At 59.2% G+C, this 17,929-nt stretch carries 13 protein-coding genes and 1 tRNA gene; 13 read left to right on the top strand and 1 reads right to left on the bottom strand.

All coding sequences use genetic code 11. The features are described from left to right. The first annotated feature begins 64 nt into the window (after nt 1-64). The 9 genes from H8790_RS10990 to H8790_RS10950 all read left to right on the top strand — a co-directional run bounded on the left by H8790_RS10990 (nt 65) and on the right by H8790_RS10950 (nt 11,995). Nucleotides 65-676 (top strand): folate family ECF transporter S component, encoded by a 612-nt coding sequence (locus H8790_RS10990; protein ID WP_187332541.1) that lies wholly within the window; start codon nt 65-67, stop codon nt 674-676. Between the two features lie 357 nt (nt 677-1,033). Continuing rightward, nucleotides 1,034-3,016, top strand: coding sequence for a DNA gyrase/topoisomerase IV subunit B (locus H8790_RS10985; RefSeq protein ID WP_187332540.1), 1,983 nt, complete (start codon nt 1,034-1,036; stop codon nt 3,014-3,016). A gap of 104 nt (nt 3,017-3,120) precedes the next feature. Continuing rightward, nucleotides 3,121-4,965 carry a copper amine oxidase N-terminal domain-containing protein gene (locus H8790_RS10980; protein WP_187332539.1) on the top strand — a complete coding sequence of 615 codons (1,845 nt, stop codon included), beginning with the start codon at nt 3,121-3,123 and terminating at the stop codon, nt 4,963-4,965. Nucleotides 4,966-5,169: 204 nt separating this feature from the next. After that, entirely contained in the window at nt 5,170-7,407 is a 2,238-nt protein-coding gene (locus H8790_RS10975) for a DNA gyrase/topoisomerase IV subunit A (RefSeq protein WP_187332538.1), read from the top strand. A 21-nt stretch (nt 7,408-7,428) separates the two neighbouring features. Continuing rightward, nucleotides 7,429-8,016 carry a lactate utilization protein gene (locus H8790_RS10970; RefSeq protein ID WP_187332537.1) on the top strand — a complete coding sequence of 196 codons (588 nt, stop codon included), beginning with the start codon at nt 7,429-7,431 and terminating at the stop codon, nt 8,014-8,016. A gap of 33 nt (nt 8,017-8,049) precedes the next feature. After that, complete coding sequence (locus tag H8790_RS10965) at nt 8,050-8,760, top strand: hypothetical protein (RefSeq protein WP_187332536.1); 711 nt, start codon at nt 8,050-8,052, stop codon at nt 8,758-8,760. Between the two features lie 37 nt (nt 8,761-8,797). Beyond that, nucleotides 8,798-8,873 (top strand) — tRNA-Gly (locus H8790_RS10960). 157 nt (nt 8,874-9,030) lie between these two features. Then, nucleotides 9,031-10,383: a Na+/H+ antiporter NhaC family protein gene (locus tag H8790_RS10955; protein ID WP_187332535.1), complete on the top strand. Its 1,353-nt coding sequence runs from the start codon at nt 9,031-9,033 to the stop codon at nt 10,381-10,383. 274 nt (nt 10,384-10,657) lie between these two features. Next, entirely contained in the window at nt 10,658-11,995 is a 1,338-nt protein-coding gene (locus H8790_RS10950) for an MATE family efflux transporter (protein ID WP_187332534.1), read from the top strand. Between the two features lie 72 nt (nt 11,996-12,067). On the opposite strand, the gene H8790_RS10945 is transcribed toward H8790_RS10950, so the two are convergent. Continuing rightward, a complete protein-coding gene (locus tag H8790_RS10945; RefSeq protein WP_187332533.1) occupies nt 12,068-12,844 on the bottom strand; it encodes a nitroreductase family protein in 777 nt (258 codons plus the stop codon). Between the two features lie 131 nt (nt 12,845-12,975). Between H8790_RS10945 and H8790_RS10940 the strand changes: the two genes are divergently transcribed. The 4 genes from H8790_RS10940 to H8790_RS10925 all read left to right on the top strand — a co-directional run bounded on the left by H8790_RS10940 (nt 12,976) and on the right by H8790_RS10925 (nt 17,873). Beyond that, complete coding sequence (locus tag H8790_RS10940; RefSeq protein WP_187332532.1) at nt 12,976-13,995, top strand: ornithine cyclodeaminase family protein; 1,020 nt, start codon at nt 12,976-12,978, stop codon at nt 13,993-13,995. Between the two features lie 26 nt (nt 13,996-14,021). Continuing rightward, nucleotides 14,022-15,143: an aminotransferase gene (locus tag H8790_RS10935; RefSeq protein WP_187332531.1), complete on the top strand. Its 1,122-nt coding sequence runs from the start codon at nt 14,022-14,024 to the stop codon at nt 15,141-15,143. Nucleotides 15,144-15,542: 399 nt separating this feature from the next. Then, nucleotides 15,543-17,045 (top strand): Na+/H+ antiporter NhaC family protein, encoded by a 1,503-nt coding sequence (locus tag H8790_RS10930; RefSeq protein WP_187332530.1) that lies wholly within the window; start codon nt 15,543-15,545, stop codon nt 17,043-17,045. A gap of 15 nt (nt 17,046-17,060) precedes the next feature. Then, complete coding sequence (locus tag H8790_RS10925; RefSeq protein WP_187332529.1) at nt 17,061-17,873, top strand: histidinol-phosphatase HisJ family protein; 813 nt, start codon at nt 17,061-17,063, stop codon at nt 17,871-17,873. Nucleotides 17,874-17,929 lie beyond the last annotated feature (56 nt).

Below are 17,929 nucleotides of genomic sequence, written 5' to 3'. Positions count from 1 at the left end.
GCCTTCCTCTGTGCGGTTTTCCGGATTCCGGACTGCCAAATTGACACAGAAGGAAGGTATTTTTATGCTCATTCGCGAAAAACATCTCTTTGCCTCGCCCCTGTCCAAGGGCTATTGGCCGGAGGCCGCTGTCAGCCTGAGGGACCTCAGGTGCATGCTGTTTGCGGCGCTGATGATTGCCGGGTGCATCGTGCTCTCCCGGTTTAAGATCCCCATGGGCGAAAACCTCAGCGTCAGCATCACGTTTTTGGCCCGGGCACTGTGCTCCCTGGTCTACGGGCCGTTGGGCTGCCTCGTGTTTGCCGCCGCCGAGGATACGCTGAGCTTTTTTGTCAGCTCCGGCGGCTACCCCTACTTCCCCGGCTATATGCTCACCACCATGATGGGCTGCTTCATCTACGCCCTGTTTTTCTACCGCGCCAAAATCACTGTGAAGCGCATCATCCTGGCCAAGGTGCTGACCAATATCCAGAACGTGCTGTTGGGCTCGCTCTGGAGCGCCATCCTTTACTCCAAGGGCTACCTCTATTACATGACTGCCAGCCTGGTGAAAAACATCCTGTATCTCCCCGTACAGATTCTCCTGATGGTCATGCTCTTCCAGCTGCTGCTGCCCGCCATGCAGCGCCAGCACCTGATCCCCACTCAGATGGAGGGGGACCGCATCCCCTGGTAAGCTGTAAGGCGCGCTGCCGCGATGAGCGGCAGCGCGCTTTTTCCCTTCGACCGAATCCGGCAAAAAGGGATCCGGGGGAAGAAGAGGAAAAGCGGTATTTTTTTGCCGAAAGAGCAGTTTACATAATGGTGTGGAAAACCATGTGGAAAATGTGCATAACTCCTGCTTGCAAAGTGTTACAAGAAATTACAGCTTGTTTATGTCACCTGTTTCTTCCTGCCGGTTCGGCACGAAAAGTGAAAAATCGGGAGGAAAGGCACAAAGGCAACCCTTGCCAGAGGGGGAAAAATACGTTATGATAAAGTAGATCAAATAGGAAGTGGCACAAAGCTGTGTGCCATGGATTTTGGAGGATATATGGGCAAAGCAAAAAGCTACGGCAATGAGAGCATCTCCTCACTGAAGGGGGCGGACCGGGTCAGAAAGCGCCCCGGCGTCATCTTTGGCTCCGATGGGCTGGAGGGATGCGAGCACGCCGTATTTGAGATCCTGTCCAACTCCATCGACGAGGCCCGGGAGGGCCACGGCAAGGTCATCACCGTTACCCGGTACGGCGACCATTCCGTGGAGGTGGAGGACTGCGGCCGGGGCTGCCCGGTGGACTGGAACCCCAAGGAGAACCGGTATAACTGGGAGCTGGTGTACTGCGAGCTGTACGCCGGCGGTAAATACAACAACAACGAAGGGGACAACTATGAGTATTCCCTCGGCCTGAACGGGCTGGGCGCATGTGCCACCCAGTATGCCTCCCGCTATATGGATGTCACCGTCTGGCGGGATGGGTTTGAGTACGCCCTGCACTTTGAGCGGGGCCAGATCGTGGGGGAGCTGTCCAAGACGCCGCTGAGCCGGAAAAAGACCGGCACGCGCCACCGGTGGCTGCCGGACCTGGACGTGTTCACGGACATCGACATCCCTGCGGAGTTTTTCACCGACGTTTTAAAGCGCCAGGCGGTAGTCAACGCCGGCATCACCTTCCGGTTCCGGAACGAGGTTGGCCCGGGGAAGTTTGAGACTTCGGAGTTCCTCTATGAAAACGGCATCAGCGACTACGTGGCGGAGCTGGCCGGAGAGGGCAGCCTCACCGCGCCGGTCTTCTGGCAGGCTGAGCGCCGGGGCTCCGACCGAGCGGACAAGCCGGAGTACAAGGTGAAGCTCAGCGTGGCCTGCTGCTTTTCCAACAAGGTGCATATCATCGAGCACTACCACAACTCCTCCTGGCTGGAGCACGGCGGCAGCCCGGAGAAGGCGGCCAAGTCCGCCTTTGTCAGCGCCATCGACGCCTATTTGAAGCAGAACGGGAAGTATCAGAAGAGCGAGTCCAAGGTCACCTGGGCCGACGTGGAGGACTGTTTGGTGCTGGTGTCCTCCAACTTCTCCACCGCCACCTCGTACGAAAACCAGACCAAAAAGGCCATCACCAACAAGTTCGTCCAGGAGGCCATGACCGACTTCCTGCGCAGCAACCTGGAGATCTACTTTATTGAAAACCGCTTTGACGCGGAAAAGATCGCCGAGCAGGTGCTCGTCAACAAGCGCAGCCGGGAGAGCGCGGAGAAGGCCCGGCTGAACATCAAAAAGAAACTCTCCGGCAGCATCGACATTGCCAACCGGGTGCAGAAATTTGTGGACTGCCGGTCCCGGGATGTGGACAAGCGGGAAATCTACATCGTGGAGGGCGACTCCGCCTTAGGCAGCGTCAAGCTCAGCCGGGACGCGGATTACCAAGGGATCATGCCGGTCCGGGGCAAAATCCTCAACTGCCTGAAGGCGGACTACGGCAAAATCTTCAAGAGTGAAATCATCACCGACCTGGTGAAGGTCCTTGGCTGCGGGGTGGAGGTACAGAACAAGCACGTCAAGGACATGGCCTCCTTTGACCTGGGAAACCTCCGGTGGAACAAGGTCATCATCTGCACGGATGGCGATGTGGACGGCTTCCAGATCCGGACGCTGATCCTGACCATGCTCTACCGCCTGACCCCCACGCTGATCCGGGAGGGCTATGTCTACATCGCGGAGACACCGCTTTTTGAGATCACCTGCGGAGACAAGACCTGGTTTGCCTACTCCGATCAGGAAAAGGTGGGCATCCTCAAGGAGCTGGAGGGCAAAAAGGTGAAGGTGGACCGGTCCAAGGGGCTGGGTGAGAACGACCCGGACATGATGTGGCTGACCACCATGAACCCGGAGACCAGGCGGCTGATCCGGGTGATGCCGGAGGATGTGGAGGAGACGGCCCGGGTGTTTGACCTGCTGTTGGGGGAAAACCTGCCTGGCAGAAAGGACCACATTGCCGAAAACGGGTACAAGTACCTGGAAATGGCGGATATCTCGTAGGGGTGCGTCCCTTAAAGTCCTGTCCCGGCGGCCGGAGGGAGAACCGGCGCTGGTTCATCCACAGGGAATATTGGCCGAACCGGCCTGAAAGAGAGGAACTGCATATGAAAAGGATCATTTCCGCATTGCTCTGCCTGCTTTTGACGCTTTCACTGACGCTGCCCGCTTACGGCTATGAGGACACGGACCCGCCCCAGTGGCAGGAATGGGGCTTCGACTCCCTGGAGGAGTGTGTGGAGTATTACTACGACGGCGACCTGGAGGCCTATTATGAGGACATCTCCTATGAGGTGGACTATGAAAACTGGAAAAAGGCCCATGCCGCCGAAATCCAGGCCTTTGACCCGGACAAGTACTGGGCCGAGGAATACTGGGCCGGAGACTATTACCAGAGCAAAGAGGACTACATGCTGGAAATGGGCTTCGAAAGCGAGGAGGAGTTCAACGAGTATCTGCTGGACGACTACCTCTGGGAATTGTGGTGGGCCGATGAGACGGCAAAAGAGGCTGCCGAAAGCAAGAAGGCCTTGGGCGGTGTGCCCGGCCAGTTGGGCGTGATGCTGGATGGCAGCTATTTGAAGTTCGACGCCCAGCCGGAGCTGAAGGACGGCCGGACCATGGTGCCCTGCCGCCAGGTGCTGGAGGCCCTGGGCGGAACCGTCTCCTATGAGGACGGCATGGCGGTCTGCCGGTTCAAGGATACCGTGGTCACCGCCGGGGGAAAGACGGTGGAGGGAGACGCGGCGCTCTATTTCAAGGCCGGCAGCGATGTGGTCACCGTCCGCACGGGCGGCCAGGAGCTGAAGGTGCAGATGGACGCCAAGTGCTACTATAAAAACGGCCGCACCTACATCCCCGTCCGCTTTTTCGCCCAGACCCTGGGCTGCGACGTATTTTACGACTCCCTTTTTGAAACGGCCGTTCTGCTGAACCGCCAGGCCCTGGTGGCGGAGGTGGACAGCAAGTTCACCGTGCTCAACCGGCTGCTGGAGTCCCTGGCACGCAACCCCTCAAAGAACTACAAGACCGTTGCCTCCCTTGGCGCGGACCTGACGCTGCTGGACTCCATCAACGGCAATAAGACCTACAACATGGACGCCTCCCTGGAGGTGGTTCAGAGCGCCGATGCCTTCAGCGTCACCGGCCGGCTGGATTTGGCCGCCCTGGGCAAACTGGAGGAGTTCGACCAGCTCTTCGCGGGCATGACCTCCGCCCAGCTCAGCAGCCTGAAGTCTGCGCTTGCCAATGTGAAGTTCAAACTGATCTACGACGGCAAGGAGGGCATGATGTACCTGAACCTGCCCCTGCTTGCCTACCTGCCGGAGACGGAGTACGCGGAGGACGACTGGGTCGCCATCCCCGCCCTGGGGCTGGATTTGAATGAGGGCGCCTCCAGTGTGGGCGGCCTGATCTACACCTCCGCCACAGGGCTCAGCGGTGCTGACGAGGGCGGTGTTTACTACAATGCGGTGTACCTCTATCAGGAGATCCAGGAGTATGCCGATGAGGCCGCCGTGCTGCTGGGCGACGGCTGCTTCCAGGGCGAGGGCGGCTACGATGTGCTCCACTACGGTATGGAAGACTATCAGGCCTACCTAAAGGAGACCTATGGCGAGGACGCGGACTACTACAATGAGTTTGACAAGCTCAACGCGGACCTGCGCATTGCACGGGACGGGGCGGCTACCTTCAAGGTGGAGATGCAGAGCCAGGATATGGGCTATTTCCTCCCGGTGATGCTGATTACCGCCGACGGCAAGGTGTCCTCCACCGGCGTCAACATGAACCTGGTGATGAAGATCAAAAACACCATGGACCTGGAGATCCGCTACACCGCGTCCACCAGCGAGACTCAGCAGGCCCCGGGCAAGCTGCCCGCCGACGCCAACGTCATCAACCCCTATGGCTACGACGAGGAGCCCCAGCCCGCAGAGGAGACCACCCTGTAAAGCGCTGCTCACGGAACGATTCCACAAGGCCCCGTCCGCTTCTGCGGACGGGGCCTTGATGCCGGAAACTCATACGGAAAAGGGATTGAGAAGCCTTTCGACAGCGTTTGTTGCCATTCCCGGGAAAAAATGATATAATACCCCAATATGTAATTTAAAAATCCGGATGTGCGACCGCAGTTCGGCTCAATCCAGAGGTACTCTATGAAGAAAAATGACAAAACCCCGAAAAAGACCTCCGTAGTCCCCTCCAATGTGCTGGGGCTCCAGGCGGCGGTGGTGGAACAGCCCATCACCGACACCCTGGAGGTCAACTACATGCCCTATGCCATGAGCGTCATCGTCTCCCGGGCCATCCCGGAGATCGACGGCTTCAAGCCCTCCCACCGAAAGCTGCTCTACACCATGTACAAGATGGGCCTGCTCACCGGCGGCCGCACCAAGTCCGCCAACATCGTGGGCCAGACCATGCGGCTAAATCCCCACGGCGACGCGGCCATCTATGAGACCATGGTGCGCCTTTCCAAGGGCTACGGCGCGCTGCTGGCACCTTTTGTGGACTCCAAGGGCAACTTCGGAAAGGTCTACTCCCGGGATATGTCCTACGCCGCCAGTCGGTATACGGAGGCAAAGCTCTCCGCCATCTGCGCGGAGCTCTTCCGGGACATTGACTCCGATACCGTGGATTTTGTGGACAACTACGACAACACCATGAAGGAGCCAGCCCTGCTGCCCACCACCTTCCCCAACATCTTGGTGTCCGCCAACTCCGGCATCGCCGTGGGCATGGCCTCCCAGTTCTGCGGCTTCAACCTGCGGGAGGTCTGTCAGACTGCCGTCGCCTACCTGAAAAATCCCGAGTGCACACTCTCTGATACCCTGCTGGCGCCGGACTTTCCCACCGGAGGCGAACTGATTTACAACGCAGCGGCCCTGGAGGAGATATACCGCACGGGCCGGGGAAGCGTCCGGGTCCGGGCCAAGTACCGCTATGTCAAAGAGGAGAACCTCATTGAGATTTATGAGATTCCCTACACCACCACCACGGAGGCGATCTTAGACAAGGTGGCAGAGCTCATCAAGGCGGGCAAGGCCAAGGAAATTGCCGACATGCGGGATGAGACGGACCTCTCCGGGCTGAAGCTGGCCATCGATCTGAAGCGGGGCGTGGACCCGGACAAGCTGATGGCCAAGCTTTTCAAGCTGACCACGCTCTCCGACAGCTGCAGCTGCAACTTCAACGTGCTCATCGCCGGACAGCCCAAGGTCCTCGGGGTCCGGGAAATTTTGGAGGAATGGACGGCCTGGCGCACCGAGTCCGTCCGGCGCCGGGTCTACTTTGTCCTGAACAAGAAAAAGGACAAGCTGCACCTGCTCAAGGGCCTCAAGCGCATCCTGCTGGACATTGACAAGGCCATCAAAATCATCCGGGAGACGGAGGAGGAGTCCGAGGTCATCCCCAACCTGATGATCGGATTCGGCATTGACCAGGTCCAGGCGGAGTATGTGGCGGAGATCAAGCTGCGCAACATCAACAAGGAGTATATCCTCAAGCGGGTGAAGGAGACCGAAGCCCTCCAGGAGGAGATCGAGGACCTGGAAAACCTGCTGGGGAGCCCTCAGCGGGTGAAAAAGGTCATCATCGACGAGCTTGCCGAGGTGGAGAAAAAGTACGGCGAGGACCGCCGGACCACCCTGGTCTACGGCGACGAGGTGGAGGAGTACACGGAGGAGGACGAGGTGGAGGACTATCCCGTCAACCTCTTCCTCTCCCGGGAGGGATACTTTAAAAAGATCACCCCCGCCTCGCTGCGCATGAGCAGCGAACAGAAGTTCAAGGACAGCGACGGGCTCAGCCGCCAGATGGAGTCCACCAACTGCGCGGAGATCATGTTTTTCACCGACCGCTGCCAGGTGTACAAGACCCGCCTGAGCGAGTTTGACGATGCGAAGGCCAGCGTCTTAGGCGACTACCTGCCCAGCAAACTGGGCATGGACGAGGGGGAGAACGTGGTGTACGCCTGCCTCCCCGGCGACTACTCCGGCCAGGTGCTGTTCTTCTTTGAAAACGGCAAGGCCGCCCGGGTGGAACTGAGCGCCTATCGCACCGCCTCCAACCGGCGGAAGCTCACCGGCGCGTATTCCGACAAGAGCCCGCTGGTGGCCGTCCGGGAGCTGAAGGAGGACTGTGAGGTGGTGCTCTACTCCTCGGAGCCCCGGGCACTGATGGTGTCCACCGCCCTGCTTGTGCCCAAGACCACCCGCTCCACCCAGGGCGTGGCGGTGATGAAGCTCAAGCCCAAGTACCGCCTGGAGCGGGTGGCTGCGCCGGAGGAGACCCATATCGTCAACCACAGCCGCTACCGGGTGCGCCAGATTCCGGCGGCCGGGGCGCTGCTCCGGGAGGAAGACCAGGAGGAACAGCAGCTGGAGCTGCTGTAAAAAGGAAAGGGGATGCACAGGATGTTTGATAAAGTGAGTGAGGCGCTGAAAAGCAGAGGCTTTGCGGTGAGCCGGTTTGGTACGGCGGCTGAGGCGGCGGAGTACCTGAACCGATCCATCGACAACAAGACGGTGGGTTTCGGCGGGTCTGTCACGCTGCAGGAGATGGGCCTTTACGAGACCTTGGGCAGCCATAACCAGGTGGTTTGGCACTGGCAGGGCGGGCCGGAGCTGCGCAGGGAGGCCATGACCACCCAGGTGTATTTGACCTCCGTCAACGGCTTGGCGGAGACCGGGGAGCTCATCAACATCGACGGCAGCGGAAACCGGGTGGCCGGGTCGTTGTTTGGCCACGAGAAGGTCTATCTGGTGGTGGGGCGGAACAAGATCGCCCCTACATATGAGGAGGCGCTGTGGCGGGCGCGGAACATCGCCGCGCCGAAGAACGCCCAGCGCCTGGGGGCCAAGACGCCTTGCGCCGCAAAGGGCGACCGGTGCTACGACTGTGCCAGCCCCGGCCGGATCTGCCGGACGCTGGTGGTGCTGTGGGAACCCATGACCGGCATGGAGACCGAGGTCGTGCTGGTGGATGAGGAGTTAGGCTATTGATCTGCTGCTGAAGAAAGCAAGGGAGGGACAGCCGTGAAGACACGGGGGATGCTGGTGCTGACAGCACTTTGCCTGCTGCTGGGCGGCTGCTCCCTTCTGGAGCGGGACTTTAGCTCTGTGGAGCCCCATAACAGCCGGTACTGGGAGAGCGAGGCCGACACGCTGCGGGCGGAGAACTATCAGGACCTGGTGAACGATTTGCTGCTGTTGGTGGGCCAGCACACGGAGAACGCCGTCATCCGCCTCTATGACTATGAGGATGACATGACCGTGTCCGAGGCCCTGGAGCAGGCCTCCAGCGAGGTCCAGCAGGAGACGCCCATGGGTGCCTATGCGGTGGAGTACATCACTTCCGCCAGCCAGGCCCAGCGGGGTTACTATGAGATCACCGTGTCGGTGCGCTACCGCCGCACGGCCGAGCAGATTCAGTCGGTGGTCAACGCCACCAGCACGGAGGCACTGCCGGAACTCTTAAACGCCGCTCTCCAGGAGGGCAAGACGGAGCTGGCGGTGCGGATCGGCTATTTCAACGGCGAGCAGGCCACAGTGGAGCGGATGCTCTCCGAACTGCGATCCCAGCAGGGGCTGAGCGAGGAGGCCCCGCCCTGGGGCGCCTATTACTATCCCAGCGAGACGGACGTGGGGCTGATCGAGTTCGTGCTGGACGGCTCTTTTGCGCCGGAAGAGGGGATTCCGTCTGTAAATACCGAAGAAGTGACCGATGAAATTGAAAATCCATCTTGACAAATTGAGAAACGTCTGCTAAAATCATTTTTGCTGTGCGGGCGTAGCTCATCTGGTAGAGCGCCACCTTGCCAAGGTGGAGGTAGCGAGTTCGAGCCTCGTCGCCCGCTCCAAAAATTTGGGAGCGTTGCAGAATGTAAAGGTTCTGCAACGCTCCTTTTTGTCCCCGGCACAAGTTGAGGCGGTGCGGCCCCGCCCGGGAAAACATGTTTACTTTTGCCATCACCACAAGTATAATGGATATATTGTTTTCTCAGGGGGGATAGAGAGATGTTGGACAATATCCTGGCCTTTTTGCCGGTGGCCTTTTTGATCGTCTATGCGGTGCGCACCAAAAAGATGGCGGAGGCCATGGTGCTGGCTGCTCTGCTGGCCATGGTGCTGCTCCACAGGACGGATTTTCTCAGCGGGACCATCGGAGATCTGTATGATGCCCTGGCAGACCCCTCCTATCATTTTGTCCTGCTGATTATGATGGGCTTTGGAGGGATGATCACCTTGCTGCAAAAGTCCGGGGCCCTGCTGGGCTTTCGGGACAAGCTCCTCAAAGTGGCCGCAGGACCCAAGCGCACCATGGCCCTGGCCTGGGCCATGGCCCTACTGCTGTTCGTGGACGAGTATCTCAATGCCCTGACGGTGTCCTTCTCCGTCCGGGATCTCGCCGACCGGCACCGCATCCCCCGGGAGCATCTGGCCTTCCAGGCCCAGGGGATGGCCTGCAGTCTGTGCCTGGTGATCCCCTTCTCCAGCTGGACGGCCTTCATCGTGGGGCTGATGTCCGAGCAGGGCATGGACTTCGGGGACTATCTCGCCGCGATCCCCTATATGTTCTTCCCCCTGCTGATGATCCTGGTGTGCCTGCTGCTGGGGATGGGGCTGTTCCCCAAGGTGGGCCAGCTGAAGCGGGCTTATGAGCGGGTGGAGGGCGGCGGCCCCGTCCTGGTGGAAGGGGAGAGCGGGCCTGCCCTGGTGGACCTGGCCCCCCAGGGGGAGGTTGAGAAGTCCTCCGCGCTGAACGCGGTGATCCCTCTGGTGACCCTGGTGGTGGGCGTGCTGATCTGCGACAAGGACATGATCCACGGCCTGGTCCTGGCCCTTTTGGCCCAGCTGGTGATGTATGTGGGTCAGCGCCTCATGAGCATCGATGCTTTTTTCGAGTGCTTCTTTGAAGGGGCAAAGTCCATGACGCCCCTGGCCATCGTGGTGTGTTTCAGCTTCGTCCTCAGCCAGGCCAACCGGGAGCTGGGCCTGTTCGACCTGCTGATCCAGGGGGCGCAGTATGCCCTGCCCCCAGTCCTGGTGCCTGTGGTGGCCTTCGTGACAGTGGGGCTGACCACTTTTGCCGTGGGGGGCTGCTGGGTGGTGATGACGGTGGCTATCCCGGTCTTCCTCCCCATTGCCCTGGCGGTGGGGGCCTCCGCCACTGTGGTGGTGGCCGCAGTGATGAGCGGGATTTGTCTGGGCTATTGCCTGTGCTTCTATGCCGATGCGGTATTCATGACCATGACGGGTACCGGCGTACCCAACATGGACATCATCCGGACCATGATGCCCTATGCCCTTGGCCTGTCCGCTGTGACGATTCTGGGATATCTGCTGTGCGGCCTGCTGGGGCTGGGGTAGGGCGAGACTGGGAAGAATGACCTGTAAAACGATCTCCAAGGGCACCTTTCTGGCCTGGCGGGCCGCTCGCCCCCGTGGAGCGGAAGGGGCCATGAGCACCCCCGATGTTTCGTGCCCATTTTGGCGGTCTTGACATTTTTCGCCCAATGTATTAAACTATATGACGCTCACTCGGAGGGCGACCCATTCTTTAGAAATGGCAAGCTGGATAAGGTGACGGGCTGAAATGCCTGTTTCCCTGTCCGGCTTTTTTATGTTTCAGGGGGGAACTGAGATGGACTTGCTGCATGGACCTGTGAAAACTCTTTATTTCAAGTATCTGAGCGCCGCCTTCGGCAGCGCGCTCATCAGCTCCATTTACGGCATTGTGGATATGGCTATGGTGGGGCAGTACCAGGGCCCTGAGGGTACGGCGGCCCTGGCCGTTGTGGCTCCGGTCTGGAATATCGTCTACAGCCTGGGCCTGCTGACGGGCATCGGGGGCTCCGTCCTGTTCAGCACGGCCCGGGGCAAAAACAGCCAGGGGCGGGAGAATGAATACTTCACCACGGCCGTGATTGCCACGCTGTTTTTCGCCCTCCTCAGCTGGGTGGCAATCGCCGGCTTTGAAACCCGGCTGCTGCGCCTGTTCGGCGCGGAGGAGACGCTGCTGCCTCTGGCCCGGGAGTATCTTCTGCCCATTCAATTCGTTGTGCCGGTCTTCCTGTTCAGCCAGCTGCTGGCCGCCTTTTTGAGGAACGACAACCATCCGGGGCTGGCCACGGGCGCCACCCTGGCCGGAGGGCTCTTCAATGTGGCGGGGGACTACTTTTTTGTGTTTACCATGGATTTGGGTATCCTGGGCGCGGGGCTGGCCACAGCCATGGGGGCTGTGATCACAGTGCTGGTGATGCTGACCCATTTCCTGTCCCCAAGGAACACGCTGAAGCTGGTCAGGCCCGGGCGCCTGGGCGTAAAATTCAAACAAGTCCTGGTGACGGGCTTCTCCACCTTCTTCATCGACGTGGCCATGGGAATCCTCACCACCTTTTTCAACCGGCAGATCATGAGGTATTTGGGCACAGACGAGCTGGCGGTCTACGGCGTGATTGTCAACATCAGCACCGTTGTCCAATGCTGCGCCTACAGTGTGGGACAGGCTGCCCAGCCCCTTTTCTCCATCAACTTTGGGGCAGGACAGTGGGACCGGATTAAAAAGACGCTGCGCTATGCCCTGTGGTCCACCTGCTTTTTCAGCGCCGCGTGGACAGCTGTGATTTCTGCGTTTCCCAATGGGTTTATCCGCATCTTTATGGCGCCCACAGAGGACATCTTCCGCATTGCTCCATACATCCTGAGAAGCTACGGATTGTCCTTCCTGCTCCTGCCGCTGAACATTTTCTCCACCTATTACTTTCAGTCGCTGATGAAGCCCATGGCCTCCTTTGCGGTCAGCGTGGCCCGGGGGCTGGTGGTGAGCGGGGCGCTGATCTATGCGCTGCCTTGGCTCCTTGGCCCTGGGGCCGTCTGGTTTGCCATGCCCATCACTGAGCTGGTGGTGGCCGTGGGTGTGGTTTTTCTGATGGCCAGATACACCAGGGGGCTGTCGGGGGCGGAGGGGTTGAACCCTTAGGCTTATGCACCGTGTGAACGGATTCTAAAAAGGGAGTGTGCGGATTCGCACACTCCCTTACTTGTCCGCCGCTCAGCGCCAGGAGACCTGCAAAGCGTTGCGGGGCACAGTGCGGTGCCAGGTCACCGCCGGATAGCCGACGCACAGGATGGCGCAGAGCTGGCACTCATCCGACAGCCCCAGATAGCGCTGGAGCTCCGGCGACGCCGCCACGGCGCGCTCACCGTATCCCAAGTACAAAGCGCCAAGCCCCATGGCGTGGGCCATCAGTTCAATGGAACAGGCCGCAATGCCTCCGTTGAGCTGCCGGCCCGAGAGAATGAAAATGAGATGGCTGCACCCATAGGTCAGGGTGTCCACCCCGGTTTGGCGGTACTGGCGGCAGCGCTCCTCCAACTCCTGGTCGCCGATGGTCCGGGCATGGGCCAACAGGCCCTCCCAGAGCTTATCCAGCACCATGTCCTTCTCCTGATGCACCACCACGTAGCGCACGTCCTGGTTGTTGCAGGCGGTGGGGCTGTAGCGCCCGGCCTGAAGCAGCTGGACGATCGCATCCTGGGGGACGGACCGGTTCTGGAACTTCCGGGTGCTGCGGCGAAAGCGGATCATATTCAATAGACGCTCCGGCTCCACGTCAAAGGTTTTGGGGTCGTACTCCCGGACCGATCCCATGTCGCACTGGGGCATGGAGATGGCGCCCTGGGGGCAGACGGCCAGGCAGTGCCCACAGTCGCAGCAGTTCTGGTTGAGAAAGGCGGGTCCCTCCGCTGACATGGAGATTTCATGGAACTCGCAGATGCCGGCGCACAAGCCGCATTCAATACAAAGGCCGCGGTCAATCTGGATCATACTAACATCCTCCTTTTCTTGAAGTCATTATAGCTGCTTTGAACTGAAGGCGCAATGCGATCAATCATTTGCGCTCACAGGATTTTTATGCTATTGTGACTGTATCAAGTTATAAGAGGGAGGATTTTGCTGTGTCTGAAGTTTTGATTCTTTCCCAGGAGACGATTGGCCGGGTGCTCACCATGTCCGATGCCATCCGCGGCGTGGAGGAGGCCTACTGCCAGAAATCCACCGGAGCCGGCAGCCTCTTTCCGCTGGTGTGCCATGTGTTTGAGCCGGAACGTGCGGATTTGGACATCAAGTCAGGCCACCTGGCCAAAAGCGGCATCTACGGCCTGAAGCTGGTGTCCTGGTTCGGCGACAATGAGGCAAAGGGCCTGCCGGCCCTGTTCGGCACCACCCTGCTGTTCGACGATTCCACCGGTGCGCCGGTGGCGCTGCTGAACGCCGGGGCGGTCACCGGGATGCGCACCGGAGCGGCGGGCGCCGTGGGGGCAAAGTACCTGGCCCGGAAAGAGTCCCGGCGGATGCTGATGGTGGGTGCGGGGGCCCAGGCTCCCTATCAGATCGCGGCCATGCTGCTGGCCATGCCGGGCATCGACGCAGTGGAGCTGTGCAGCCCCCGCAGCCCGTCCAGGGCCGCGGACCGCCTCCGTGCCATCCGTCAGGCGGTGGAGGGGCTTTTAGGCGGCGGGCGGACGGCCCCCTATACCATTGCGGCGGCGGAGGACTTGGCGGAGGCCGTGGGCCGCAGCGACGTGATTGTCACCGCCACGCCGTCCCACCAGCCCCTGATCCGCCGGGAGTGGGTAAGGCCAGGCACCCACTTCAGCTGTGTGGGCGCGGATATGGCCGGCAAGCAGGAACTGGACGGAGCCATCCTCAGTAACGCCCGGATTTTCGTGGACGACCTGGCCCAGGCAATTTCCGTGGGCGAGTGTGAACTGGCCATCCGCCAGGGCTTTCTGGCTCCGGAGGAGATTGTGGGCGAGATCGGGGCGCTCATTGACGGCGCCCTTCCCGGCCGGGCCGACGAGGAGGAGATCACGGTCTTTGACTCTTCCGGGATCGCACTTCAGGACCTGGTGGTGTCCAAGGTGGCGGTGGACAGGGCGAAGGAGCGGGGCCTCGGCATCACAGCGGAGCTGTAGAGAAAATTGGAAGGCAGGAAAAAGACATGAAGATCGACGCATTTCAGGTGGAGCAGTGGCTGACCGCCTACGAGACAAAGGTAAAGTACAACATCACCAAAACCAGCGCCGTGCCGGTGACACTGGAGGGGCTGTTTCAGATGATGGGGGAGGATTTGGAGGCCTTCTGGCGGGATTTTTCCCGGCGGAAGCTGTCCTATGGGGACATCGAGGGAAACCCGGATTTCCTGCGCGGCGTGTGCGGGCTCTACCGCACCCTCTCCCCAAAGCACATCATCCCCACCCACGGCACCTCCGGGGCCAACCATCTGCTGATCTCCGCCGTTGTGGAGCCAGGAGACCATGTGATCTCCGTCAAGCCCACCTATCAGCAGCTCTATTCCATCCCGGCCTCCCTTGGAGCCAAGGTGGACATCCTCCACCTGCGCAGGGAGAACAACTACCTGCCGGACCTTTGTGAGCTGCGGTCCATGGTGACGGAGAAAACCAAGCTGATCTGCATCAACAACCCGGACAACCCCACTGGGTCCCTGATGGACAACGCCATGCTCCGGGAGGTGGTTGAGATCGCCCGCTCCTGCGGCGCGTACCTGCTCAGCGACGAGGTGTATCTGCCCATGCGGCCCAAGGGCGTGGAAATCGACTGCATCGCCGACCTCTATGAAAAGGGCGCCAGCACCTGCAGCATGTCCAAAGCATACTCCCTGGCCGGGCTGCGCATCGGCTGGATTGCCACAAAAAATGAAGAGCTGCTGAAGGCCTGCGCCTCCCACCGGGAATATACGCTCATCAGCTGCGGCCTCTTTGACGAGGCGGTAGCGGCGCTGGCTCTCAGTCATGTGGACAAGCTGCTGGAGAAAAATTTAGAGCTGATCGCAAAAAACCTGCCGGTCGTGGACCGCTGGGTGGCGAACGAGCCCCACATCTCCTACCTCTATCCCCAGGCGGGCACTACGGCGCTGCTGCACTACGACATGGACATCGACTCGTTCACTTTCTGCCGCCGGCTGATGGAGGAGACGGGAACCTTTATGGTGCCCGGTGACTGCTTCGACGAGCCCAAGTCCCTTCGTCTGGGATTTGCCATTGATCCGGAGGTTTTGCAGGCCGGGTTGGCAGAGCTTCATGGATTCTTGACACAATTTTAACAAAACCAGCGCAATTCTTTGCAATTTTACACAAAATTGAAAGATTGGTCTGCGCAAAAATGTCATATTTGACAATTATTATGACAACATGTGGAACATATTGTCAATAAATTTTTATAATGAGCCACAATTGATATTACGTATTTTGATTGGTTACGGTTAGATTATCTAAAATGAATAAGTAAGTTTGAGGGACTTTGACCAAAAGACATAAAATTTTATTATGTGCGGTTTTTGGCACCAGGTTTGCTTGTTATTGATGGAAGACAATGGTAAGCCTGTTGTGGCCGGCAGTTGTTTGTGTGTACAATTTTTCCGGTAAAAGCGGGCCGTGGTTTGGCCGGCTGCGCTGTTTTCGGAAGGTTGTAATAAAAAACTCTATTACAGGAGGGAAAACAAATGTCAGACAAGAAAGAGAAACCGGCAAAGAAACCGCGGGAAAAGCGCAAAGCAACACTGGCCGAGGCCGTCATCCTGATTCTGCTGCTGTTCGCCACGTTCGGCGCCGGCGCGGTATTCGGGCTGAACTATGTGCCTTTGATGATTATGGTGGGAGGCTTTGCGGCCTTTGTGGGCTGGCGCTGCGGCTACAGCTGGAAGGAGATGGAGGAAGCTGTCGCGCAGCGCGTGAGAAGCTCCTTCTCCGTCCTGGTCATGCTGTTGGCCATCGGCTTCATGCTGGCGGGGCTGATGTTCTCCGGTGTCATCCCCATGTTCATTTACTACGGCCTGAACATCGTATCTCCCCAGTGGATCGCCCTGTGCGGCTTTTTGCTGTGCTGTGTGTTCTCTGTAGCCACCGGCACCTCCAACGGCTCCGCCTCCACAGCAGGCATGGCCATTATGATCATGGCCATGGCCATGGAAAATGTGAACTTGGGCCTGGTGGCCGGCGCCTGCTACGCCGGTTCCCAGTTCGGCGACAAACTGTCCCCGCTGTCCGATACCACGGTCCTCTCTTCCCTGACCTCCGGTGTCGACATCTTTGACCACATTGCCAACCAGGCCAGAGCTGTGGTTCCCGCGGCCCTGATCACCGTGGTGATCTATGTGATCATCGGCCTCACCAGCCACACCACCGGCTCCACCTCCAGCGCCGAGACCGCGGCCATGCTGAGCGATATTGCGAGCCTCTTTAAATTCAGCTGGGTTTTGATCCTGCCCATCGTGTTTATCCTCTGGGGCTCCCTCACCGGCAAGCCCTCCTCGCTGGTGCTCTTTGGAGCCGGCGCAATCGGCCTGATCATCGGTGTGGTCTATCAGGGCTTCAGCCTGGTGGACGGCATCAACGCCCTCTACAACGGGTTCAATACCAACATCTGCCTGGCGGCCCATCCGGAGGTCAACATTGAGGCATTGAGCAGTTCCACATTGACGCTCTTGGAGCGCGGCGGCATTGTCGATATGAACAAGACCTTTGTGGCCTCCATCTTCTGCTTCTATTTTGCGGGCATCGCGGAGCTGTGCGGCTGCCTCGAGGTGCTGCTCAACACCGCAGGTGTGTTCATCAAGGGGCCTGGCTCCCTGGTGCTCACCACCGGCATCATGGTCGTCGTCCTCATCATGGTGGGCGGCAGCTCCACTGTGGCCCTGCTCCTGGGCGGCAGCATGTTCAAGGAGAAATACGACGAAATGGGCGTCAACCGCGTCAACCTCTCCGCCACGCTGGAACACTTCGGGACAGGCTGTTCGGGCTTCTTCCCATGGACGTCGTCGGGCATGCTTTACTTAGCTGTGCTGTTCCAGGACAGCACCCTCACCTTCCTGCGCTATTCCTTCTTTAGCTGGATCGTCTGGATCCTTGCGCTGTTCTATGCCTTCACCGGGGTCTGGTTCCGCAAGACTCCCACCAAGAAGCAGCTTGCCGCCATGGAGCTTGAAAAGGCCAACGCGGAACTTTGATCAAGGAGAGCAAACATGTATTCTGATATTCACATTCACACCTCATTTTCCAGTGACTCCAACACGCCCATAGAAGACCAGGTGGAGCGCGCCATACGCCGGGGCATGAAGCAGATCTGCATCACGGACCATCAGGACTACGACTACCCACCCTGGCACAGCATTTATCTGCTGTCCGAAACCGGGGATGTGGACAGTTACCTGAACAAGCTCCAGGAGGTCCAGGCAGCCTATGCCGACCGGATCGAAATGCTGATCGGCATTGAGTTCGGGCTCCAGCCCCACCTGGTGGAGCGGCACAATCGGGAGTATGGCCAGTATCCATTTGACTATGTCATTGGTTCCACCCACTGCTTCAGCGGGCGGGACACGGAGGACCAGACCCTGTATGAGGGGCGGTCCAAGGAGGAGGCTGTCCGGGAGTACTTCCAGACGGAGCTCAATAACATCACACTGACGGATGGATTTGATTCCATTGGGCACCTGGACTTTGTCCTGCGGGATATTCCCGGGAAGAACGAAGGCTTCACGTACAGCCAATACGGGGATATTTTGGATGAGCTGCTGAAGACGGCCATCCGGAAGAACAAGGCCCTGGAGCTGAACACAAAATCCCTGGTCGTCGGCATGCGGGACTCCAGCCCCGGCGCCGAGGTATTCAAGCGCTACCGGGAGTTAGGCGGAGAACTGGTGACCCTTGGCTCTGACGCGCACTTCCCGGAGCGGATCGGAGCGTGCTTTGATATTGCCGGTGAGATTTTGAAGGATGCGGGATTCAAGTACTACTGCATCTATAAAAAACACCAGCCCGTGTTCCTTCCGCTTTAAAAACAGCCCGCGGCAGACATGTCTGCCGCGGGCCTTTTTTCTGCCCAACTGCCGAA

It is taken from the genome of Oscillibacter hominis, assembly GCF_014334055.1.
Lineage (GTDB): Bacteria > Bacillota > Clostridia > Oscillospirales > Oscillospiraceae > Oscillibacter > Oscillibacter hominis.
The sequence above is the reverse complement of the archived record's forward strand: the minus strand, read 5'-3'. Positions and strand labels throughout refer to the sequence as shown.

What these genes read in the sequence shown, in the direction of transcription:
- H8790_RS10990 (WP_187332541.1), top strand. Translation starts at nt 65, where the DNA reads ATGCTCATTCGCGAAAAACATCTCTTTGCCTCGCCCCTGTCCAAGGGC.
- H8790_RS10985 (WP_187332540.1), top strand. Translation starts at nt 1,034, where the DNA reads ATGGGCAAAGCAAAAAGCTACGGCAATGAGAGCATCTCCTCACTGAAG.
- H8790_RS10980 (WP_187332539.1), top strand. Translation starts at nt 3,121, where the DNA reads ATGAAAAGGATCATTTCCGCATTGCTCTGCCTGCTTTTGACGCTTTCA.
- H8790_RS10975 (WP_187332538.1), top strand. Translation starts at nt 5,170, where the DNA reads ATGAAGAAAAATGACAAAACCCCGAAAAAGACCTCCGTAGTCCCCTCC.
- H8790_RS10970 (WP_187332537.1), top strand. Translation starts at nt 7,429, where the DNA reads ATGTTTGATAAAGTGAGTGAGGCGCTGAAAAGCAGAGGCTTTGCGGTG.
- H8790_RS10955 (WP_187332535.1), top strand. Translation starts at nt 9,031, where the DNA reads ATGTTGGACAATATCCTGGCCTTTTTGCCGGTGGCCTTTTTGATCGTC.
- H8790_RS10950 (WP_187332534.1), top strand. Translation starts at nt 10,658, where the DNA reads ATGGACTTGCTGCATGGACCTGTGAAAACTCTTTATTTCAAGTATCTG.
- H8790_RS10945 (WP_187332533.1), bottom strand. Translation starts at nt 12,844, where the DNA reads ATGATCCAGATTGACCGCGGCCTTTGTATTGAATGCGGCTTGTGCGCC.
- H8790_RS10935 (WP_187332531.1), top strand. Translation starts at nt 14,022, where the DNA reads ATGAAGATCGACGCATTTCAGGTGGAGCAGTGGCTGACCGCCTACGAG.
- H8790_RS10930 (WP_187332530.1), top strand. Translation starts at nt 15,543, where the DNA reads ATGTCAGACAAGAAAGAGAAACCGGCAAAGAAACCGCGGGAAAAGCGC.
- H8790_RS10925 (WP_187332529.1), top strand. Translation starts at nt 17,061, where the DNA reads ATGTATTCTGATATTCACATTCACACCTCATTTTCCAGTGACTCCAAC.